This is a genomic window from Anaerobacillus arseniciselenatis (genome assembly GCF_001865995.1).
GTDB lineage: Bacteria > Bacillota > Bacilli > Bacillales > Anaerobacillaceae > Anaerobacillus > Anaerobacillus arseniciselenatis.
The window spans coordinates 57,111-74,873 of sequence record NZ_MLQQ01000035.1; the positions used below are offsets into that span (position 1 = coordinate 57,111).

Below are 17,763 nucleotides of genomic sequence, written 5' to 3' on the forward strand. Positions count from 1 at the left end.
ACATATGATAAACCTTTACGTCTATATTTAGTAGGATTTACGTGGTGTCAGACACTTTTGTCCCAGCCTCCTTTTCTTTCGATAATTTTAACTTTATTGATTACGTACAATTAATACATCGCAATTGGCACTTCTAGCAATATACTCTGATACACTTCCGATTAGTAATCGTTCAACAGTATTCAATCCAGTAGCACCAGTTATAATTAAATCTATCTCATACTTCTTAGAAATTTCTTTAGATATTCTAACCTTTGGTGACCCGAAATCTAATACTACTTCAGCTTCGATACCTTCTTTTTCGGCCTCTTCTTTGTATTCATTAAGCATGTCTTTTGCATATTCCTCTGCACGAGTTACGATAGCACGGTCATACTGCTCAACAGTAGCAAAACTTCTCGTATCAACGATGTGGGCAATGTAAATTTTTGCAGATTCCTTTTTTGCAACTTCAATTGCTTTTTTTAATGCCTTTTTAGCTTCTTTTGAGCCATCTACAGCTACAAGAATTTTAGAATAATTTTTTTCCATGGCATCTTCACCCCTCTTACAATTAATCATACCCATTAACACTTTAAGTATAACATGAAACGTTTACTGTAAAATTAATGTTTACCTCATAAACCATGAATGTTTGATGAATAATAGAGTTGAAAAAGGGGGTGAAAATTGATGAAGGATCAACAGCCTGGAAATATGATCTTTGATGAGGAAGGAGAAGCAATTGTTAGACAGCAATTGTTGGATTCTTATTATGACGGAACAACAGATAGTCATAAGAAGAATGATACTGATAATAAAGATAATAATTAAACGGAAATCCCCTTACCTTGGTACTTTTCATGCCAAGGTTTTTTAATGATTTTGTATGAGAAAGTTGGAAAAAATATTGAACATTTCTATGGTAAAGATGCGATGGGAGTGCAGTCATTTTTTGTAGGAAAAGAAGGTGGATGCTTTCGTGAACGAGCCTCCGAGATTCGATAGAAGGTCACAGCGAAGTGAGGGAAAGTGTCCACCTTTTCATTTTAGATGGTGCCCGGGTAATCGCCATGAGGGTTTTGTATAAAAAAAGGAAATCGCCCGACTTTTACATGCTTGTAATTATGAAAATAACTTAAGTATTAATAATAGTAATTACATATACATAAAGGGTAAAATAATAATAACGACGAACTTATTAATCAATATAAAATTTATCTTATAAGTTAGAATATATATTTGTGAAAACTTCTCTGAGAGGCTTAAACAATTCTAAATTTTGAATTTTAAATTATTAATTTAGTTTTGAGATACATTCACATTGCCGCTGAAGTATTTTTGAAAGTATAGAGAAGTCCTTAGCTCGTTTCAAAAATTCTATTAGTTTAGAAAGGGGAGCAGATATAATTGGAAAAAGTAGATGTTGTAATTATCGGTGGTGGTCCGGCGGGGATATCTGCTGCCCTTTGGTGTAAACGTCTTGATTTAAACCATGTTCTCTTTGAATCGAAACAGCAATTGGGTGGTCAGCTATTTCAAATTCATAATAGAATTATTGATTACCCTGGCGTTTTAGCCGATGACGGTCGACAAATGCAGCAGTTATTAGAGCAGCAAATAAAAACAATGGAATGTAACGTAAAGTTAGGTTGTTTAATTTTATTTATTGATTCGCTACAACAAAAATTAATTTATAAAGAAAATAGGAGCAAAAAAGAGCTTCATTACGAATATTTAATTTTTGCTACAGGATCGAAGCCGAAATCTTTAAATGTTCCAGGTGAAAAAGAAATGATCGAAAGAGGCGAAGTTTTCTCTGCAACCCGTGATCAACATAGATTGAAAGGGAAAGATGTTGCAATTGTAGGCGGAGGCGATCGTGCATTTGAAGGGGCTTTTCTTTTAGCAGAAGCAGGGGCAAATATTTACTTAATCCATCGTTCCACATATTTTCGTGCACGGGAAGCATATCAAAAACGAGTGTATATGAATAAAAATATCAAATTGTTAACTGATACGACAGTTTTAGCTATTAACGGCGAACAGAGTGTACAATCGCTCGATGTTATTCAACTTGAAGAAAAACGAAATATTGAAATAGATGCGATACTCGTTCGAATAGGAGTAGAGCCTAATATTGCTTTACTAAAAAACCAAGTAGAAACAGATGAAACTGGCTATATTATCGTAAATCAATTAGGTGAGACATCCGTACCGAGCATCTTTGCGGTAGGCGACGTTTGTACACGACCGACATATTCAAGTATATCTGCTTCTGTCGGTCAAGCAATGGTTGCAGTGAAACAAATTAGTGAACAGATAACTTCTTAGTGACGCTCAAAGCTGATCAAGTCCTCTCCGCTTTTCTTTGTATATTTTATCCATTTTTTACTAATAGTAATAATGAGGTGATATTTATGAAAAAGAAAATGACAATAGCTACTGCTTTGTTATTAAGTTGGTTATTCGTTTTGCCAATGCAAGTTAGTGCGCTAAATTTAATGGAAAGTTTCTTTTTAAAGATTACAATTGTTGAAAATGGTATTGAACACGAATGGGAGTACACAAGCCCTGGAAAATATGAATATGAAAAGGGAGAACAAGTCATAAAAACAGATGAGGCAAAAGTAGAGATGCAATCAATCGTTAAACTCCTTAATTTGTCTGAAAAAGCGAAAGTAGAAGAAATGGTTGACGTCCTACAGAAAGAACGCTACCCAACCCTAGAACGACTCGAAATTCGTTGGATGAACGGAGAAAGTAAACTTTATACGTGGGTGTGGGATAAAACTAATTAGTTATGAGTGAAGAGTTTTGAGTGGAGAGTTAGATGAAAGTATTGCTTCGAAGCATCACTTTCAAAACTCAAAACTCAAAACTCAAAACTCAAAACTCTAAACTATAGTTAACCCCTTCGGATACTTCGTTAAGCTTTCAAATCCATCTTTTGTAATGACGATATCATCTTCGATACGTACTCCGCCAACGTTAGGTACGTAAATACCTGGTTCTACTGTAAATACAGCCCCTTCTTGCAATAAATCATCGTTATTTTCACTCATTGAAGGAAATTCATGAACATCGATTCCGAGGCCGTGTCCAATGCGGTGTGGGAAGTAATCTCCGTACCCCGCTTCAGTAATATAGTTTCTTGCGGCTTTATCAATATCTCCAACTCTCGTACCTACTTTACAAATTGAAAATGCGGCGTTTTGTGCAGATAATACAGTTTCATAAATACGGCGTTGTTCATCGTTAATTTCTTGAAATGCAACAGTTCTAGTAATGTCAGAACAATAGCCGTCTAATACAACTCCAAGGTCAAATAAAACAAAATCGCCTCGGTTAATTTCGGTAATGCCTGGGTTCCCGTGTGGGTCAGCTGTCTTAGCTCCTGTTAGTACCATTGTTGAAAAAGACATCTCTCTAATACCTTTGCGTTTTAATTCGTATTCGATGAGCGCTAATATATCCATCTCAGTTTTACCTGATTTAATGGCATTTACACCAACTTCAACTCCAAAGTCTGCTAGTTCTGCTGCCTGTTTTAATAACGCTAATTCTTGGTCATCTTTAATTAAGCGTAATGAATTTAGTTTTTCTTCGACTGAAACAAATTTTGCTTCGTTATAAATTTTGTTTAACGCATTTGCACGTAAATACGAAATGTGTTCTTCTTCGATTGCGATCTTTTGTCCTCCTTGCCCCTTTTTATTTAAATAATTTTTTATTAGCTCCCAATAATTATCTGAATCGCTGTAACTAACAATGTCATATTCCCATCCGGCAGCTTTTGCTTGTGGTTTTTCCATATTTGGACATACCATAACAGGTTCACCGTTAGGAAATACGAAAATACCGATTAACCGTTCATGTGGCTCAGAGTAAAATCCAGATAAATAAAATACATTTGCCTTTGTTTGTACAAAAGCGAAATCGATATTTTGTTCACTAAGCCAATTACTCAATTGCGTTAAACGTTGATTCATGAGATCACTTCCTAGTTTAGTTTTTTATGTATGTGAGTGAATTTCATAATTACCTAAATTAAACCATATCAAATTATGTGTAGTTGCCAACGTTTTAACGCAACTACATATAATTACTTAATGGAGAGAATATTGAATTATGAAATTCATTATTATCAATGAATTTCATAATGGATTATTTCCGCCACACCCTGCAATAGATAGTTGCGTCAAAACCATTCGCAAACTATATACTGCATAGTGTGGCTCATTTTTGGTGATTATGAAATTCATTCATATATAGACTTTATCATTTTTAAAGGAAATTGTTAATTAAATAAGTCGTGAATTATAAGAAAATGGCTTGACGAGAGATTGTCATGAACCATTTGTATGAAAAAATAACGAGTAATTTCCTGAACGAGCCTCTAAAATTCGCTAGAAGTTTACAGTGAAGAGAAGGAAATTGCTCGTTCTTTTACATATTAGATGGTAACGATAAGATCGTTATGAACATTTGTATGAAAAAAGGCGAAAAATAAGAAGGAATTTTACAGTTTTAAATCGTAATTGATTGTGTATAAAGGAAAGTGAATTAAATTAGAGGAGTGATAGGATGAAACTAACATATCATGGACATTCTGTAGTACTAATTGAGGCAAATGGCAAAAAAATTATCATTGACCCGTTTATTACAGGTAATGGACAAACAACGTTAAATGCTGAGGAACTTAAGGTTGATGTGATTCTTCTTACTCATGGTCATAACGATCATGTTGGAGATACGGTTCAACTAGCTAAAAAAAATGATGCTACCGTTGTCGCCCCGTTTGAACTTGCTACATTTTTAGGCTGGAAAGGAGTAAATGTTCATCCGATGCATATTGGTGGTGCGCATCAGTTTGATTTTGGAACTGTCAAATTAACTCAAGCCTTCCATGGCTCCGCTTATGTCGAAGAAGAAAATCAAAAAATCGTCTATACAGGCATGCCGGCAGGAATTTTATTTACAGCAGAAGAAAAAACGATATACCATGCAGGGGATACAGCGCTGTTTTCAGATATGAAAGTCATTGGTGAACGAAACAATGTGGATGTTGCCTTCCTACCAATCGGAGATAATTTTACAATGGGTCCCGAAGACGCTGCCGTGGCTGCTTCATGGTTAAAAGCTAGAAAGGTAGTACCAATCCATTACAATACCTTCCCAGTCATCGAGCAAGATCCGAAAGCATTTGTTGCCATGCTTGAATCTGGAATTGAAGGGAAAGTATTAAGTTCAGGTGTGACATTTAATCTTTAAAATATAAGAATTAAAAAGAACTCATAAGAACGGGTTAGAAACTAACTATTCTTTGAGTTCTTTTTTTGTTAAATATTTTTCCGTTTCGCAACGATAACTTTCCCAGCGCTTTAAATTTAATTCACAAAAACAAATTCATCTTTCAAAAAACAGTGCATATAATCTAGTAAGACAACCTATCTAGGAGGAGTATATATGCGAAGGAAACGTTTATTTTTATGCTTATTACTTGGGATTGCAATTGTTTTTTATGGTGTCCCTTATTTAAATTTTCAAGGAGATTTAAAAACGGTTATTTTTTCGATCACTTGGGTTTTGTTTGCTCTTGCTGCTATTAGTGGTAATTTAATCGCATTACTTTATGGAAAAAGAGTCAACCGTCGTGCTACAACAACTAAACAAATTTTTAAACAACAAAAGAAACAAAAAGTACGACAATATGGTTAATTGCCTTGAAGTCAAGCTCTGACATCGCTATAATTGTATTAGTACAGAGACGGTTCTTAATGAACACAGAGAGAGTGGGGAGAGCTTGATGACAAAGCACGAACAAATATTGCAACATATTCAGTCCCTAGAGGTAGGTCATAAAATTTCAGTAAGACAAATTGCCAAAGCATTAACTGTTAGTGAAGGAACGGCTTATAGAGCGATAAAAGATGCCGAAAATCAAGGGCTAGTTAGCACGATTGAGCGAGTTGGGACAATTAGAATTGAAAAAAAACAAAAAGAAAACATTGAGAAGTTGACGTTTGCTGAGGTTGTCAATATTGTTGATGGACAAGTTCTAGGGGGAAGAGATGGTTTATACAAAACGTTAAGTAAATTTGTCATTGGTGCGATGAAAGCTGAAGCAATGATGCGTTACGTTGAACCAGGGAACTTATTAATTGTAGGTAACCGAGAACAAGTGCATAAACTCGCACTTGAAAATGGCGCAGCCGTTTTAATTACAGGGGGCTTCGATTCCTCAGATGAAGTTAAGCGCTTAGCAGACCAAATAGAATTACCAATAATATCAACAACGTACGATACATTTACAGTAGCAACGATGATCAACCGGGCCATATATGATCAATTAATTAAAAAGGAAATTATATTAGTTGAAGATATTTTTATCAAACTTGAAAAAACATACTATTTAAAAACAACTGACCAAGTAGAAGAGTGGTTTATGTTAAATGAAAAGACGGGTCACAGCCGTTATCCAGTAATTGATGGAAATATGAAACTTCAAGGAATGATTACTTCTAAAGATATCATGGGAATTGAGCGAGAGGTTGAAATTGAAAAAGTAATGACTAAAAGTCCAATTTCCGTAAACGTACAAACTTCTGTTGCGTCTGCGGCGCATTTAATGGTGTGGGAAGGAATTGAGCAGCTTCCTGTCGTTGATCATTATAAAAAACTTGTCGGGGTCCTCAGTAGGCAAGATGTTCTAAAAGCATTGCAGACGAACCAAAGGCAACCACATATTGGAGAAACGATTGAAGATCTAGTAACGAGTCGGTTTGAAGATGCTTCGGTGGGGAATGAAACTTGTTATCGTTGTGAAGTTACACCACAAATGACGAACCATTTAGGAACGGTTTCATATGGTGTATTTACCACTCTTGTAACCGAGGCCGGAAGTCGCGTTTTACGCCTTCATAAAAAAGGTGACCTCGTCGTTGAAAATATTACGCTTTATTTTATTAAGCCAGTTCAAATAGAGAGCATGATCGAAATCCATCCAAGAGTATTAGAAATTGGTCGTAAATTTGGTAAAGTAGATGTGGAAATCTTTCATGATGGTAATATAGTAGGGAAAGCATTATTAATGGCACAAATTATAGATCGTTAATTTTATTATAGACCGAAATGATGATAAACGAAGAACGCCTTTGTCACTAGTCATGGACAAAGGCGTATTTTAACAATGATTACTTATTAATTAGGGCTTGGTGAGATGTCGTTTCTAAGCTTTAGCTTCTTCAATTGCTAATGGTAAGTAATATTTATATGCTTTATAGCCGAAGTAAATATTAGCGCCACCAAGGAAAATAAAAGTGAATCCAACAGCAACAGAAACATTCGTTGGAAATCTAAGTTGATTTAAACCAAAAGCTACTAAAAACACACCGATAGCGATATTTCCTTTAGTTGAAATCCATTTCTTCTCAATCGGAGCTTTAGTACGAAAATATTTTACTTTGAAAAATATATAAAATACGACAGAAATGATAATTATACTAGTTGTTATCAACATTAACACCCCTAAAAAAATTTTACATCGTTATTGTAACGTGAAATGATGAGAAAAGCTAATAAGACGCAAACGATACATAAGAAAAATGTAAAAGAATTTGTCATTAAAGGAGCATGAAAAAATGAAACAAAAAATAATTGAAACGATTGAAAGTTATGATCAAATTATTATTCACCGACACGTTCGTCCAGACCCAGATGCATTAGGGGCTCAAGCTGGTTTGGCCCAACTAATAAAAGAACATTATCCTGAGAAAAACGTATATACAGTTGGCGATGAAGAGGCATCACTTCAATTTATTAATAAAATGGATGAAATAAAAGACGAACAATTTAGTGGAGCGTTAATTATTATTTGTGACACTGCAAATACGGAACGAATAAGTGATGAAAGGTATGTAAAAGGTGACAAAATAATAAAGATCGATCATCATCCGAATGAAGATCCGTACGGGGATGTTATTTGGGTGGATACTAGTGCGAGCTCTGTTAGTGAAATGATTTATGAGCTATTTGAAACGTGGCAAGAATTGAAAGGTATGCAAATGACTAAAGAGGTAGCTCGTAGTTTATTTGTCGGTATTGTTGGAGATACAGGTAGGTTTAGGTATCCAAATACGACCGAGCGAACATTTCGCTATGCTGCCGAATTAATGAAACAACCATTCTCTCCTGTTGAGTTATATGAAAAAATGGAAAATAAAAGCTTAAATATGGCTAGACTCGAAGGCTATATTTTAAATAATTTTAAATATCTTGAGAACGGCGTAGGTACGATTAACTTATCAAACGACTTACTTCAAGAGTACGGAATAACGACGAGCGAAGCCTCTAAGTTAGTTAATACGTTTTCTGATGTAGAAGGGTTAAAAGCATGGGTGTTTTTCGTAGAAGAACCCGACCAGTTAATTCGTGTTCGCCTTCGTTCGAAAGGGCCAACCATTAATGGCTTAGCACAAAATTTTAATGGTGGGGGACACCCGTTAGCTGCCGGGGCATCGGTTCATTCCTGGGAAGAGGCGAAGCTTGTTTTAAATGAGCTACAGCAAATATGCAAAAATCATAAGGTATAAATGAAAGTACTTAAAAAGTAATGTAAAGGGCTATCCCAATAGCAGTGTCAGACACCGTTAGTCGGCAAATATAGACGAATTATAAATGTAATATGTTTATATTTAGAAAGTTTGTTCTACATGGTGTCAGACACTTATGGGATAGTCCCTACATTACTTTTTTTTGTGGGATAAACCAATAACCTAAATTTGTCGCATCCTCAAACACTGGGATCCCGCTTTTCGCTAATTCTTTTTTAATGTATGAGGCAACTTCTTGGGAATCAGTAAAGGCGGAGTATCCTGCTTTAATTCGCTCTACTTTTAGTCTCGCGAGTTTTCTACGGCTAATAATCATCTTAAAAACTCCTCCTTTATCAATATAGTATTTTGCTTCTTTATCATTATATAGTAATTCGTAAAAAAGGTAGCTTGTTCATTACAATTTTTCGGAAATTTGTTAGATTTTAATATTTGTTAATTTAATGAGTTTCACTCAATTAGCGAGACGGATTTCTACGAATACTTCTAATGTTGTATATGCCCAGACATCCTTTACTGTTACTTGATATTTCTTGTCGTTAACTTCGTATGTAGTATTTTCTAACGTTTGATATAAGAGCTCTTTCGTATTAGCAACAGTTTCAATGTTTTTATTTTTTATTGCTTTAAGCTCGTTTTCAACTTTGCTACGAAGTTCGTGGATCGACAATTCACTTAGTTTTAATTCTTTATCATTTTTAAAATATACCTTTATTTCTTGAATCGTTAGCTTTCTTTGGTTTTCTTTGTTTAGTTCATCTTGATCACTTCTTAAAATTTCGATTGTATCTTTTTGATCGTTTATTGTTATTTCTTGTTTTTTAATTTCATTAACTAATTTTTCTTGCACAATTCCAAATTGGTAGATGAAAAAGAACCAACCGATTAACATCCCGATAATCATCCCAGAGAAAAATCGTTGCCATCCTGGTTTTTTATAGTAAGGTGGAATTCTCATCATTGCAAATTAGGCCTCCTGAGTCATCCATTGGATTAGCACACCGCCTGAGTGGGCTCCTGATAATGCAACGAAAATCATAAATAATGTTTTCGCAATATCGATATGGGAACCATCATAAATCCCGCGTTCGATACTATAAATCGCATCAAAAGTTCCGCCAATGGCTGCGACTAATGCCCATATTTTTAAACCTGCTGCAAGGTCACTTATTGTAGAAAGAGGTGGCTTACCAATAAGAAAAGCTCCAATACCACCAATGATCGCACCACCAATAACGACTCCGAAAGCAACAAAGAAATTCATAACTAACGTTGCGATAAATTCTTTATCCATATATGTCTCTCCTCTAATTAATATAAAATTAAAAATGTGAAATTGTAAAAAAAAGAAGCTTCGTAGTATCTCTTAAAGAGACAACTATAAATTATAAATTTGAATATAAAATTCCAATACTAATATTTATGGGACAAAGCACTGTGATATTCTTATGTTTTAAATTAACTCGCTTTTCATGTAAAATAAACAATAGATAAGGATCGTATGTTCTGAAAAAGAGGGGGGAACTGTAGTGGGGTTTGCTCATTTACATATCAATACGGAATATAGCCTTTTAAAAAGTGCAGCAAAAATTGATACACTTGTCCAAAGAGCTAAAGAACTACAATTTTCTGCCCTAGCCATTACGGACCAAAATGTAATGTATGGAGTTATACCTTTTTATAAAGCGTGTAAAAACGCTGGTATCAAACCGATTATTGGTCTTGAACTTTCAGTAGTAGGGGATGACGGTAGAGAAACAAGGTTGATATTATTAGCTAAAACATTAAAAGGATATCAAAACTTACTGAAACTAAGTAGTGTCGCTCAAATCTTACCAACGACTAATACGAAACAAGTTCAGAAAAAGCATTTATTCGCCTATTGTGAAGATCTCATTGCCATTAGTTCGCCATATAAAGGAGAAATTCAACAACTGTTAGCCGAAGGTTCAACACAGTTAGCGATAAAAAAAGTAAAAGAATATGAACTGTCCTTTCCTTCTAACTTTTATGTGGGAATTCAAGATCATTTTTTAGCGGAAGAAAAGGAACTAAATTTACAATTACTTCAGCTATCAAAAAAACAAGAGCTTAAATTAGTGGCTACGAATCAAGTGATGTATGTCGACAAAAAAGATGCAATTGCACATAAATGTTTATTAGCTATTGACGAAGGTACAACATTAAAAGAGCTAAAAAGTGCTTTTAGTACTGAAGAATATTACTTAAAGTCAAAAGAAGACATGTACGAATTGTTCAAACATGTACCACAAAGCATAGCGAATGCTGAATTTATTGCAAATAGTTGTAACGTTGAAATAAGTTTCGGGGGGCAAACATTACCTAAATATCCATTGCCAGAGGATGAACATGCGAAACAAACATTAGAAAAAATATGTTATCAAGGGTTAAAACAACGGTATAACCATATCTCTAATGATATTGAAGCAAGGCTACGCTATGAGCTTGAAGTTATTGACAAGATGAACTTTAACGACTATTTCTTAATTGTCTGGGACTTTATGAAATTTGCCCATGATCACCAAATGGTTACAGGTCCTGGTCGTGGTTCGGCGGCTGGGTCGCTTGTCGCATACGTATTAAATATTACAAATGTTGATCCGATAAAGTATGACTTATTATTTGAAAGGTTTTTAAACCCTGAACGTATTACGATGCCAGATATTGATATCGATTTTCCGGATACAAGACGTGAAGAAGTGATTCAATATGTTTTTGAAAAATACGGGAAAAATCATGTCGCCCAAATTATTACGTTCGGAACATTAGCGGCAAAGGCAGCCTTAAGAGACGTGGGCAAAGTCATTGGTATTCCTTTAAAAAAGATTGATGTAGTTGCTAAGCAAATTACCTCGAGACCTAATATTACAATTGAGGAAGTTGTTCGAGAAACTCCTTCGTTAAAATCACAAATTAAAGCTGATGAAGAAGTGAAAAATTGGTTTCAACTTGCCAAAAGAGTAGAAGGAATTCCCCGTCACGCCTCCACCCACGCGGCTGGTATTGTTATTAGCGAACAACCTTTAACGAACAATGTTCCATTACAAGAGGGGCATTACGATGTATTGTTAACCCAATATCCGATGAACACGTTAGAAGAACTCGGTTTATTAAAGATGGATTTCCTTGGTTTAAGGAATCTATCGTTTATTGAAGAAATTATTAATCACATTGTTCAAGACGAAGATAAGAGAATTGATCTGAATCGAATTCCCTTTAACGATGAAAAAACATTTCAATTGTTAAGCAAAGGTGATACGACAGGAGTGTTTCAGCTTGAATCCCCAGGAATGAAACGAGTTCTTTCCGACTTGAAGCCGACTGAGTTTGAAGATATTGTTGCAGTCAATGCCTTGTATCGACCAGGGCCGATGGAGAACATCCCTTTATACATTGCTGGAAAACATAAAAAAAGAAAAGTTTCTTATGTTCATGAAGATTTAAAGCCGATTCTAGAAAAAACGTATGGAGTGATCGTATACCAAGAACAGATTATGCAAATTGCCTCTAAATTAGCGGGGTTTTCACTCGGAGAAGCAGATATATTACGAAGAGCAGTCAGTAAGAAGAAGTTAGATACGTTAGAAGGGGAGCGCTCGAAGTTTGTGAGCGGGTGTCTAGCACGTGGCTATGCTCAAAATGTCGCTACCGACGTTTATGACTTAATCGTTCGTTTTGCCAATTACGGATTTAACCGCAGTCACTCAGTCGCGTATAGCGTGATTGCTTATCAACTTGCTTATTTAAAAGCGAATTATCCAACTGCTTTCTTTGCTGCTCTTTTATCGAATGCAATCGGTGGACAGCAAAAAGTTAAACAATACATGGTTGATGCAAAGCAAAGAGGTATCGATGTGCTAAAGCCATCGATCAATAATAGTGCAGCTTATTTTACGATTGCCGAAAATAAGAAAATAAATTTTGGGTTAGCGTCACTAAAAAATGTCGGGGCAAAAGTGATTGAAGAAATTGTTTTAGAAAGAAACAAGAAAGGCCCCTTTAAAGATATCTTTGAGTTTTGTGCGCGTATGAAAAGTAAACAAATGAATCGTCGAACACTAGAGGCATTAGTAGCAGCAGGGTGCTTTGATGAATTAGGACACCATAGGGCGGGTTTACTAGCTACGTTAGATTATGCGCTAGAGTATGGTGAAAAAGTAAAAGAAATCGATGAAAATGGGCAAACAGCTCTTTTCAAAGATGAAATTGTAAAACCAAGTTTTGTTCAAGTTCCTCCGTTTAAAGAACCTGAAAAGCTATATTTCGAGAAGGAAGTGTTAGGGTTTTATGTTTCAAGCCATCCGATTGAAGGTTATTTGGATGTACTTGAATCTCACCAAAGAACTAAAGTGTCAAGTGCACTTTTAGATGAAGAGAAAAGTGCTGTCCGTCTCGGAGGTCTAGTTGAAAGTGTCAGAGTCATAAAAACGAAAAAGGGCGAACAAATGGCTTTTTTAAAGATAAGTGATGAAAGTGGCGAGATCGATATTACTGTCTTTCCAAAAATTTATCGTGAATATTACCAAACTATAAATGAAGGTGCATTAATTTTTCTTGTCGGTAGACTAGAATTATCAAAAGGCCGGAAACAACTGATCGCCGAAAAGTTAACGGATGTTAAAGAAGTTAAGAAAAAACCAGCTGATAAGCAACAAATCTTATATTTAAAAATTACTCAAAGTCACGCTTCTAATGAACAATTATCTCAACTGAAAAATATTCTGAAAAAATATTCAGGTCAGATAAAGGTTATACTATTTTATGAGGCTGAACGTAGGTATATTGAGTTATCTGATGACTTTAGCGTAAGTGGGTCAAACCAATGCTTAGAGGCGTTATGTAACATATTAGGAAAACAAAATGTTGTAATAAAAAGTTAACTAACACTGTACACGAAGGAAACATCTGTTATAATAAAAGAGAAAGAGTGGTCAGACCACTTTTTTACCAGGTTATTAATCACTATTAGGGGAGAGTGGAGTATTATGGCAACATTAAGAGAAGAAGCATTACATATGCATCGAGTAAACAAAGGGAAGTTAGAAACTGTTTCAAAAGTTCCTGTACGCAATGCGCAAGATTTAAGTTTAGCTTACTCACCAGGAGTAGCAGAGCCGTGTAAAGAAATTCATGATGATGTTAGCAATGTTTTTGAGTACACGATGAAAGGAAACATGGTTGCCGTTGTTTCTGATGGTACAGCTGTACTTGGTTTAGGAAATATTGGACCAGAAGCGGCGCTTCCAGTTATGGAAGGAAAGTCACTATTATTTAAATCATTTGCTGGAGTAGATTCTTTCCCAATTTGTTTAGCAACAACTGATGTTGAGAAAATTATTGAAACTGTAAAGCTTCTTGAGCCAACTTTCGGTGGAATTAACCTAGAAGATATTGCTGCGCCAAATTGTTTCGTTATTGAAGAGCGCTTAAAGAAAGAATGTAATATCCCTATTTTCCATGATGATCAACATGGAACTGCAATTGTAACTGCAGCTGGATTATTAAATGCATTAAAATTAACAGGAAAATCAATTTCAGAAGTTAAAGTAGTAGCAAACGGTGCTGGTGCGGCTGGGATTGCTTGTGTTAAGTTAATGCAACGTATGGGTGTAAAAGATGTAATTCTTTGTGATACAAAAGGTGCAATTTATGAAGGTCGTCCGGTTGGTATGAACCCAATTAAAGATGAAATTGCTAAAGTAACGAACCGTGAAAAACTACAAGGTTCCCTAGAAGATGTGATTAAAGGAACAGATGTATTCGTAGGTGTATCTGTTGAAGGTGCATTAACGAAAGAAATGGTTCAAACGATGAATGCAGATCCGATTATTTTCCCTATGGCTAATCCGGTTCCTGAGATTATGCCTGAAGATGCAAAAGAAGCAGGAGCTAGTGTAATTGGTACTGGACGTTCAGACTTTCCGAACCAAATTAACAATGTTTTAGCATTCCCTGGTATTTTCCGTGGTGCTCTAGATGTTCACGCTACAACAATTAACGAAGAGATGAAGATTGCAGCGGTTGAAGCAATTGCCAGCTTAGTATCAGATGATGAACTTCATGCTGATTATGTTGTCCCTGCGCCGTTCGATCCACGAGTTGCGCCAGCTGTAGCTAAAGGAGTAGCAAAAGCGGCAATGGAAACAGGAGTAGCTAGACGCGAAGTAAATCCTGACGACATAGAAGCAAAAACAAGAAAACTTACTAATATTGAGTAGTAGTTAAGAATTAAGAGTTAAGAGTTGAATGTGAATAATTCACATACTATAGATTGACTTCGAAGCAATACCCACACCAACTCAAAACTCAAATTTCAAACTATACAATTAAAAAAAATTAAACATAAAAAAATACTGAGTTCGGAGTCGAGAGTTCCTACCACATATTTCTGCATTGTTAAAAACTCTATACTCTGAACTCTATCTAATTTTAGAGAGAAAAGGTGGTGATTATTGTGTCATCACAGCAGGATAAGGTATATATTGAAATTATCCGTGAATTAAACCACATCATTCAAGAAGATAACTTAAAAGCTGGAGACAAGCTTCCATCTGAAAGGGAATTATCAGAACGCTTAAATGTTGGTCGTTCCTCGGTTAGAGAAGCATTAAGATCTTTAGAGTTACTAGATTTAATAGAAACCCGTCGCGGTGAAGGGACATTTATAAAAACGGTTGGTGGGCATCGTCTAGTCGAAGTGCTAGCGAGCTTTTTTTTAAGAGAAAAAAAGGCAAAAAGTGATTTAGCTGAGACGAGAAAGATTGTTGAAGTCGAAGCTTTAAGGCTTGCATGTGAAAGAATTGATGAAGAGCAATTGAAAAGACTCGCAGAACTCATCGAAAAATCTAAGATTAGTTGGCAACAGGGGTGCTTTCCGGTAGAAGAAGATTATTCTTTTCATAAAACGATTGTTGAAGCTTGTCAAAATCGGCTACTTCTTAATATATGGATTTCACTTGTTGAGTATAGTAAGGTTGCATTAAGGGAATCCTTGTCAAGGGAAGGTAGACCAGAGCAATCAATTGCAGAACATGAAAAAATATATGTCGCTCTACAAAATAGAAATGAAGAATGTGCCATTAATGCATTGAAGAATCATCTCAAAAATAGTCGTTTTTAAAGGGAATTTGCAACTATTCGTTGTAGAGTTTTCCTTGAATCTGTTGAATTTTATATGGTATGCTTTATGCAAAATTGTCCACAAGAGAGGTGTTACTATGTTAAAGGATTTATTCTCTAAGAAAAAGAAATATGCTACGATCCCATCGGATCAAGCAAAAATGGACGTTCCAGAAGGTTTAATGACGAAATGTCCTAGTTGTAAAACGATTATGTATACAAAAGAACTAAAGAAAAATTTATATGTTTGTGACTCTTGTGGTTATCATCATCGTATGACAGCTCATGAAAGAATAGATACCTTAGTTGATGAAGGAAGTTTTAAGGAATTTAATAGTAATATGATTTCGCAAGATCCGTTATCATTCCCTACGTATGTTGAAAAAACCAATAAAGATCGTGAGAAAACAGGGTTAAACGAAGCGATTGTCACTGGACAAGCTGAAATGGAAAACATGCCAGTTGTGATTGCGGTAATGGATGCTAGGTTTAGAATGGGAAGTATGGGGTCAGTTGTAGGTGAAAAAATTACGAGAGCTATTGAGAAGGCAATTGAATTAAAAGCACCTTTCATTCTTTTTTCAGCATCAGGTGGTGCGAGAATGCAAGAAGGGGTACTTAGTTTAATGCAAATGGCAAAGACAAGTGCGGCACTAAAGAAGTTAAGTAATCATGGAGGATTATTTATTTCGATAATGACTCATCCAACAACTGGGGGGGTTTCTGCAAGTTTTGCTTCTTTAGGTGATTATAATTTTGCTGAACCTGGTGCGTTAATAGGCTTTGCTGGTAGAAGGATTATTGAACAAACGATTCGCCAAGACTTGCCAGACGATTTCCAAACAGCAGAATTTCTATTAAAACATGGCCAATTAGATAAAGTAATCTCACGATTAGATATGAAAGATACATTAACCACGATTTTAGATATTCATCGTGAAGTTTTGTCATAAAAAGGAGGTGTCTAGTGATGGCAAATGAATTACCTTTTGAAAAACCTATAATAGAATTAAAAACAAAGATTGAGGAATTGAAAAAATTCACAGAAGAAAAGGGTATTGACTTAACTGGAGAAATTACAAAGTTAGAGGAGCGCTTAGAGCAGCTTGAAAATGATATATACGGCAACATACAACCGTGGGATCGAGTACAAATTGCCCGCCATAGTGAAAGGCCAACAACATTAGACTATATTTCACATTTGTTTACTGACTTCATAGAATTACATGGTGACAGGTACTATGGTGATGACGAGGCGATTGTAGCGGGGATTGCAAAATTCCAAGGTACAGCTGTCACAGTTATAGGTCATCAGCGTGGTAAAGATACGAAGGAGAATATTCGCCGTAATTTTGGAATGCCGCATCCAGAAGGGTATCGTAAAGCTTTACGCCTTATGAAACAAGCAGAAAAGTTTCACAGACCGATTATTTGCTTTATCGATACAAAAGGGGCGTATCCTGGAAAGGCAGCAGAAGAAAGAGGACAGAGTGAAGCGATTGCTAAAAACTTATTAGAAATGGCTGGAATTACTGTTCCGATTATTTGTATTGTTATCGGTGAAGGTGGCAGTGGCGGAGCATTAGCGTTAGGTGTTGGAAATTATATTCACATGTTAGAAAATTCTACATATTCAGTGATTTCACCAGAAGGAGCAGCTGCGTTATTATGGAAAGATGCAAGCTTAGCAAAGCGAGCAGCTGAAACAATGCGGATTACTGCACCTGATTTAAAAGAACTTAACGTAATTGATGAGATTATTCCAGAAGTAAGAGGAGGAGCACATCGTGACATCGAAAAACAAGCTGTTGCGATTGAAAAAGTGCTCGAAAAATCGTTAGCTGATCTATCGGAATTTTCTGAAAATGAACTAATCGAGCATCGTTACGAAAAATTTAAAAAAATTGGTGAGTATGGCCTTGTAAACGATACCATCACTATAAAATAAGGAATTTGCTTTCTCTAAATATAGAGAAGGCTTTTTGTTTGTCCATTTTACTATATTGTTTTTCTTAAACAGAAGTGGTAT

General features: G+C 35.5%; 18 protein-coding genes. 12 read left to right on the forward strand and 6 right to left on the reverse strand.

Annotated elements, in window-relative coordinates; all coding sequences use genetic code 11:
- Positions 1 to 93: 93 nt before the first annotated feature.
- Entirely contained in the window at positions 94 to 531 is a 438-nt protein-coding gene (locus BKP35_RS12680) for a universal stress protein (RefSeq protein WP_071313727.1), read from the reverse strand.
- A gap of 141 nt (positions 532 to 672) precedes the next feature.
- Between BKP35_RS12680 and BKP35_RS19610 the strand changes: the two genes are divergently transcribed.
- From BKP35_RS19610 to BKP35_RS12690, 3 genes are all read left to right on the forward strand, one after another.
- Positions 673 to 813 (forward strand): hypothetical protein, encoded by a 141-nt coding sequence (locus BKP35_RS19610; RefSeq protein WP_169819219.1) that lies wholly within the window; start codon positions 673 to 675, stop codon positions 811 to 813.
- Between the two features lie 576 nt (positions 814 to 1,389).
- A complete protein-coding gene (locus BKP35_RS12685) occupies positions 1,390 to 2,313 on the forward strand; it encodes an NAD(P)/FAD-dependent oxidoreductase (RefSeq protein ID WP_071313728.1) in 924 nt (307 codons plus the stop codon).
- A gap of 86 nt (positions 2,314 to 2,399) precedes the next feature.
- Positions 2,400 to 2,780: a hypothetical protein gene (locus BKP35_RS12690; protein WP_071313729.1), complete on the forward strand. Its 381-nt coding sequence runs from the start codon at positions 2,400 to 2,402 to the stop codon at positions 2,778 to 2,780.
- Between the two features lie 96 nt (positions 2,781 to 2,876).
- Here BKP35_RS12690 and BKP35_RS12695 read toward each other — a convergent pair whose 3' ends face one another.
- Positions 2,877 to 3,971 (reverse strand): M24 family metallopeptidase, encoded by a 1,095-nt coding sequence (locus tag BKP35_RS12695; protein ID WP_071313730.1) that lies wholly within the window; start codon positions 3,969 to 3,971, stop codon positions 2,877 to 2,879.
- Between the two features lie 595 nt (positions 3,972 to 4,566).
- On the opposite strand from BKP35_RS12695, the gene BKP35_RS12700 reads away from it, so the two are divergent.
- The 3 genes from BKP35_RS12700 to BKP35_RS12710 all read left to right on the forward strand — a co-directional run bounded on the left by BKP35_RS12700 (position 4,567) and on the right by BKP35_RS12710 (position 7,096).
- Positions 4,567 to 5,253: a metal-dependent hydrolase gene (locus tag BKP35_RS12700; RefSeq protein ID WP_071313731.1), complete on the forward strand. Its 687-nt coding sequence runs from the start codon at positions 4,567 to 4,569 to the stop codon at positions 5,251 to 5,253.
- Positions 5,254 to 5,448: 195 nt separating this feature from the next.
- The gene (locus tag BKP35_RS12705; protein ID WP_071313732.1) at positions 5,449 to 5,700 is read left to right on the forward strand and encodes a hypothetical protein; all 252 of its coding nucleotides are present in this window, start codon (positions 5,449 to 5,451) and stop codon (positions 5,698 to 5,700) included.
- Between the two features lie 88 nt (positions 5,701 to 5,788).
- Positions 5,789 to 7,096 (forward strand): CBS domain-containing protein, encoded by a 1,308-nt coding sequence (locus tag BKP35_RS12710; RefSeq protein WP_071313733.1) that lies wholly within the window; start codon positions 5,789 to 5,791, stop codon positions 7,094 to 7,096.
- A 114-nt stretch (positions 7,097 to 7,210) separates the two neighbouring features.
- Here BKP35_RS12710 and BKP35_RS12715 read toward each other — a convergent pair whose 3' ends face one another.
- Entirely contained in the window at positions 7,211 to 7,501 is a 291-nt protein-coding gene (locus BKP35_RS12715) for a YtpI family protein (RefSeq protein WP_071313734.1), read from the reverse strand.
- A gap of 121 nt (positions 7,502 to 7,622) precedes the next feature.
- Between BKP35_RS12715 and BKP35_RS12720 the strand changes: the two genes are divergently transcribed.
- On the forward strand, positions 7,623 to 8,573 hold the full coding sequence (locus tag BKP35_RS12720) for a DHH family phosphoesterase (RefSeq protein ID WP_071313735.1): 951 nt from the start codon (positions 7,623 to 7,625) through the stop codon (positions 8,571 to 8,573).
- Positions 8,574 to 8,721: 148 nt separating this feature from the next.
- Here the strand turns inward: BKP35_RS12720 and BKP35_RS12725 are convergent, their stop codons facing one another.
- From BKP35_RS12725 to ytrH, 3 genes are all read right to left on the reverse strand, one after another.
- On the reverse strand, positions 8,722 to 8,910 hold the full coding sequence (locus BKP35_RS12725) for a YtzJ family protein (protein ID WP_071313736.1): 189 nt from the start codon (positions 8,908 to 8,910) through the stop codon (positions 8,722 to 8,724).
- A 138-nt stretch (positions 8,911 to 9,048) separates the two neighbouring features.
- Positions 9,049 to 9,555 (reverse strand): sporulation membrane protein YtrI, encoded by a 507-nt coding sequence (gene ytrI / locus BKP35_RS12730; protein WP_245741964.1) that lies wholly within the window; start codon positions 9,553 to 9,555, stop codon positions 9,049 to 9,051.
- A 6-nt stretch (positions 9,556 to 9,561) separates the two neighbouring features.
- Complete coding sequence (gene ytrH / locus BKP35_RS12735; RefSeq protein WP_071313737.1) at positions 9,562 to 9,888, reverse strand: sporulation membrane protein YtrH; 327 nt, start codon at positions 9,886 to 9,888, stop codon at positions 9,562 to 9,564.
- 235 nt (positions 9,889 to 10,123) lie between these two features.
- Here ytrH and BKP35_RS12740 point away from each other — a divergent pair, with 235 nt between their 5' ends.
- From BKP35_RS12740 to accA, 5 genes are all read left to right on the forward strand, one after another.
- Positions 10,124 to 13,495 (forward strand): DNA polymerase III subunit alpha, encoded by a 3,372-nt coding sequence (locus tag BKP35_RS12740; protein WP_071313738.1) that lies wholly within the window; start codon positions 10,124 to 10,126, stop codon positions 13,493 to 13,495.
- A 105-nt stretch (positions 13,496 to 13,600) separates the two neighbouring features.
- A complete protein-coding gene (ystJ, locus tag BKP35_RS12745) occupies positions 13,601 to 14,833 on the forward strand; it encodes an NADP-dependent malic enzyme (RefSeq protein WP_071313739.1) in 1,233 nt (410 codons plus the stop codon).
- Positions 14,834 to 15,069: 236 nt separating this feature from the next.
- Complete coding sequence (locus tag BKP35_RS12750) at positions 15,070 to 15,735, forward strand: FadR/GntR family transcriptional regulator (RefSeq protein WP_084031640.1); 666 nt, start codon at positions 15,070 to 15,072, stop codon at positions 15,733 to 15,735.
- 97 nt (positions 15,736 to 15,832) lie between these two features.
- Positions 15,833 to 16,687: an acetyl-CoA carboxylase, carboxyltransferase subunit beta gene (gene accD, locus BKP35_RS12755; RefSeq protein ID WP_071313740.1), complete on the forward strand. Its 855-nt coding sequence runs from the start codon at positions 15,833 to 15,835 to the stop codon at positions 16,685 to 16,687.
- Between the two features lie 17 nt (positions 16,688 to 16,704).
- The gene (gene accA / locus BKP35_RS12760) at positions 16,705 to 17,682 is read left to right on the forward strand and encodes an acetyl-CoA carboxylase carboxyl transferase subunit alpha (protein ID WP_071313741.1); all 978 of its coding nucleotides are present in this window, start codon (positions 16,705 to 16,707) and stop codon (positions 17,680 to 17,682) included.
- Positions 17,683 to 17,763 lie beyond the last annotated feature (81 nt).

Excerpts from the sequence above, each read along its gene's own strand:
- BKP35_RS12710 (WP_071313733.1), top strand. The coding sequence starts at position 5,789 with ATGACAAAGCACGAACAAATATTGCAACATATTCAGTCCCTAGAGGTA.
- ytrH (WP_071313737.1), bottom strand. The coding sequence starts at position 9,888 with ATGGATAAAGAATTTATCGCAACGTTAGTTATGAATTTCTTTGTTGCT.
- BKP35_RS12720 (WP_071313735.1), top strand. The coding sequence starts at position 7,623 with ATGAAACAAAAAATAATTGAAACGATTGAAAGTTATGATCAAATTATT.
- BKP35_RS12690 (WP_071313729.1), top strand. The coding sequence starts at position 2,400 with ATGAAAAAGAAAATGACAATAGCTACTGCTTTGTTATTAAGTTGGTTA.
- BKP35_RS12700 (WP_071313731.1), top strand. The coding sequence starts at position 4,567 with ATGAAACTAACATATCATGGACATTCTGTAGTACTAATTGAGGCAAAT.
- BKP35_RS12725 (WP_071313736.1), bottom strand. The coding sequence starts at position 8,910 with ATGATTATTAGCCGTAGAAAACTCGCGAGACTAAAAGTAGAGCGAATT.
- BKP35_RS12715 (WP_071313734.1), bottom strand. The coding sequence starts at position 7,501 with ATGTTGATAACAACTAGTATAATTATCATTTCTGTCGTATTTTATATA.
- BKP35_RS19610 (WP_169819219.1), top strand. The coding sequence starts at position 673 with ATGAAGGATCAACAGCCTGGAAATATGATCTTTGATGAGGAAGGAGAA.
- ytrI (WP_245741964.1), bottom strand. The coding sequence starts at position 9,555 with ATGATGAGAATTCCACCTTACTATAAAAAACCAGGATGGCAACGATTT.
- BKP35_RS12695 (WP_071313730.1), bottom strand. The coding sequence starts at position 3,971 with ATGAATCAACGTTTAACGCAATTGAGTAATTGGCTTAGTGAACAAAAT.
- accA (WP_071313741.1), top strand. The coding sequence starts at position 16,705 with ATGGCAAATGAATTACCTTTTGAAAAACCTATAATAGAATTAAAAACA.
- BKP35_RS12705 (WP_071313732.1), top strand. The coding sequence starts at position 5,449 with ATGCGAAGGAAACGTTTATTTTTATGCTTATTACTTGGGATTGCAATT.
- BKP35_RS12680 (WP_071313727.1), bottom strand. The coding sequence starts at position 531 with ATGGAAAAAAATTATTCTAAAATTCTTGTAGCTGTAGATGGCTCAAAA.
- accD (WP_071313740.1), top strand. The coding sequence starts at position 15,833 with ATGTTAAAGGATTTATTCTCTAAGAAAAAGAAATATGCTACGATCCCA.
- ystJ (WP_071313739.1), top strand. The coding sequence starts at position 13,601 with ATGGCAACATTAAGAGAAGAAGCATTACATATGCATCGAGTAAACAAA.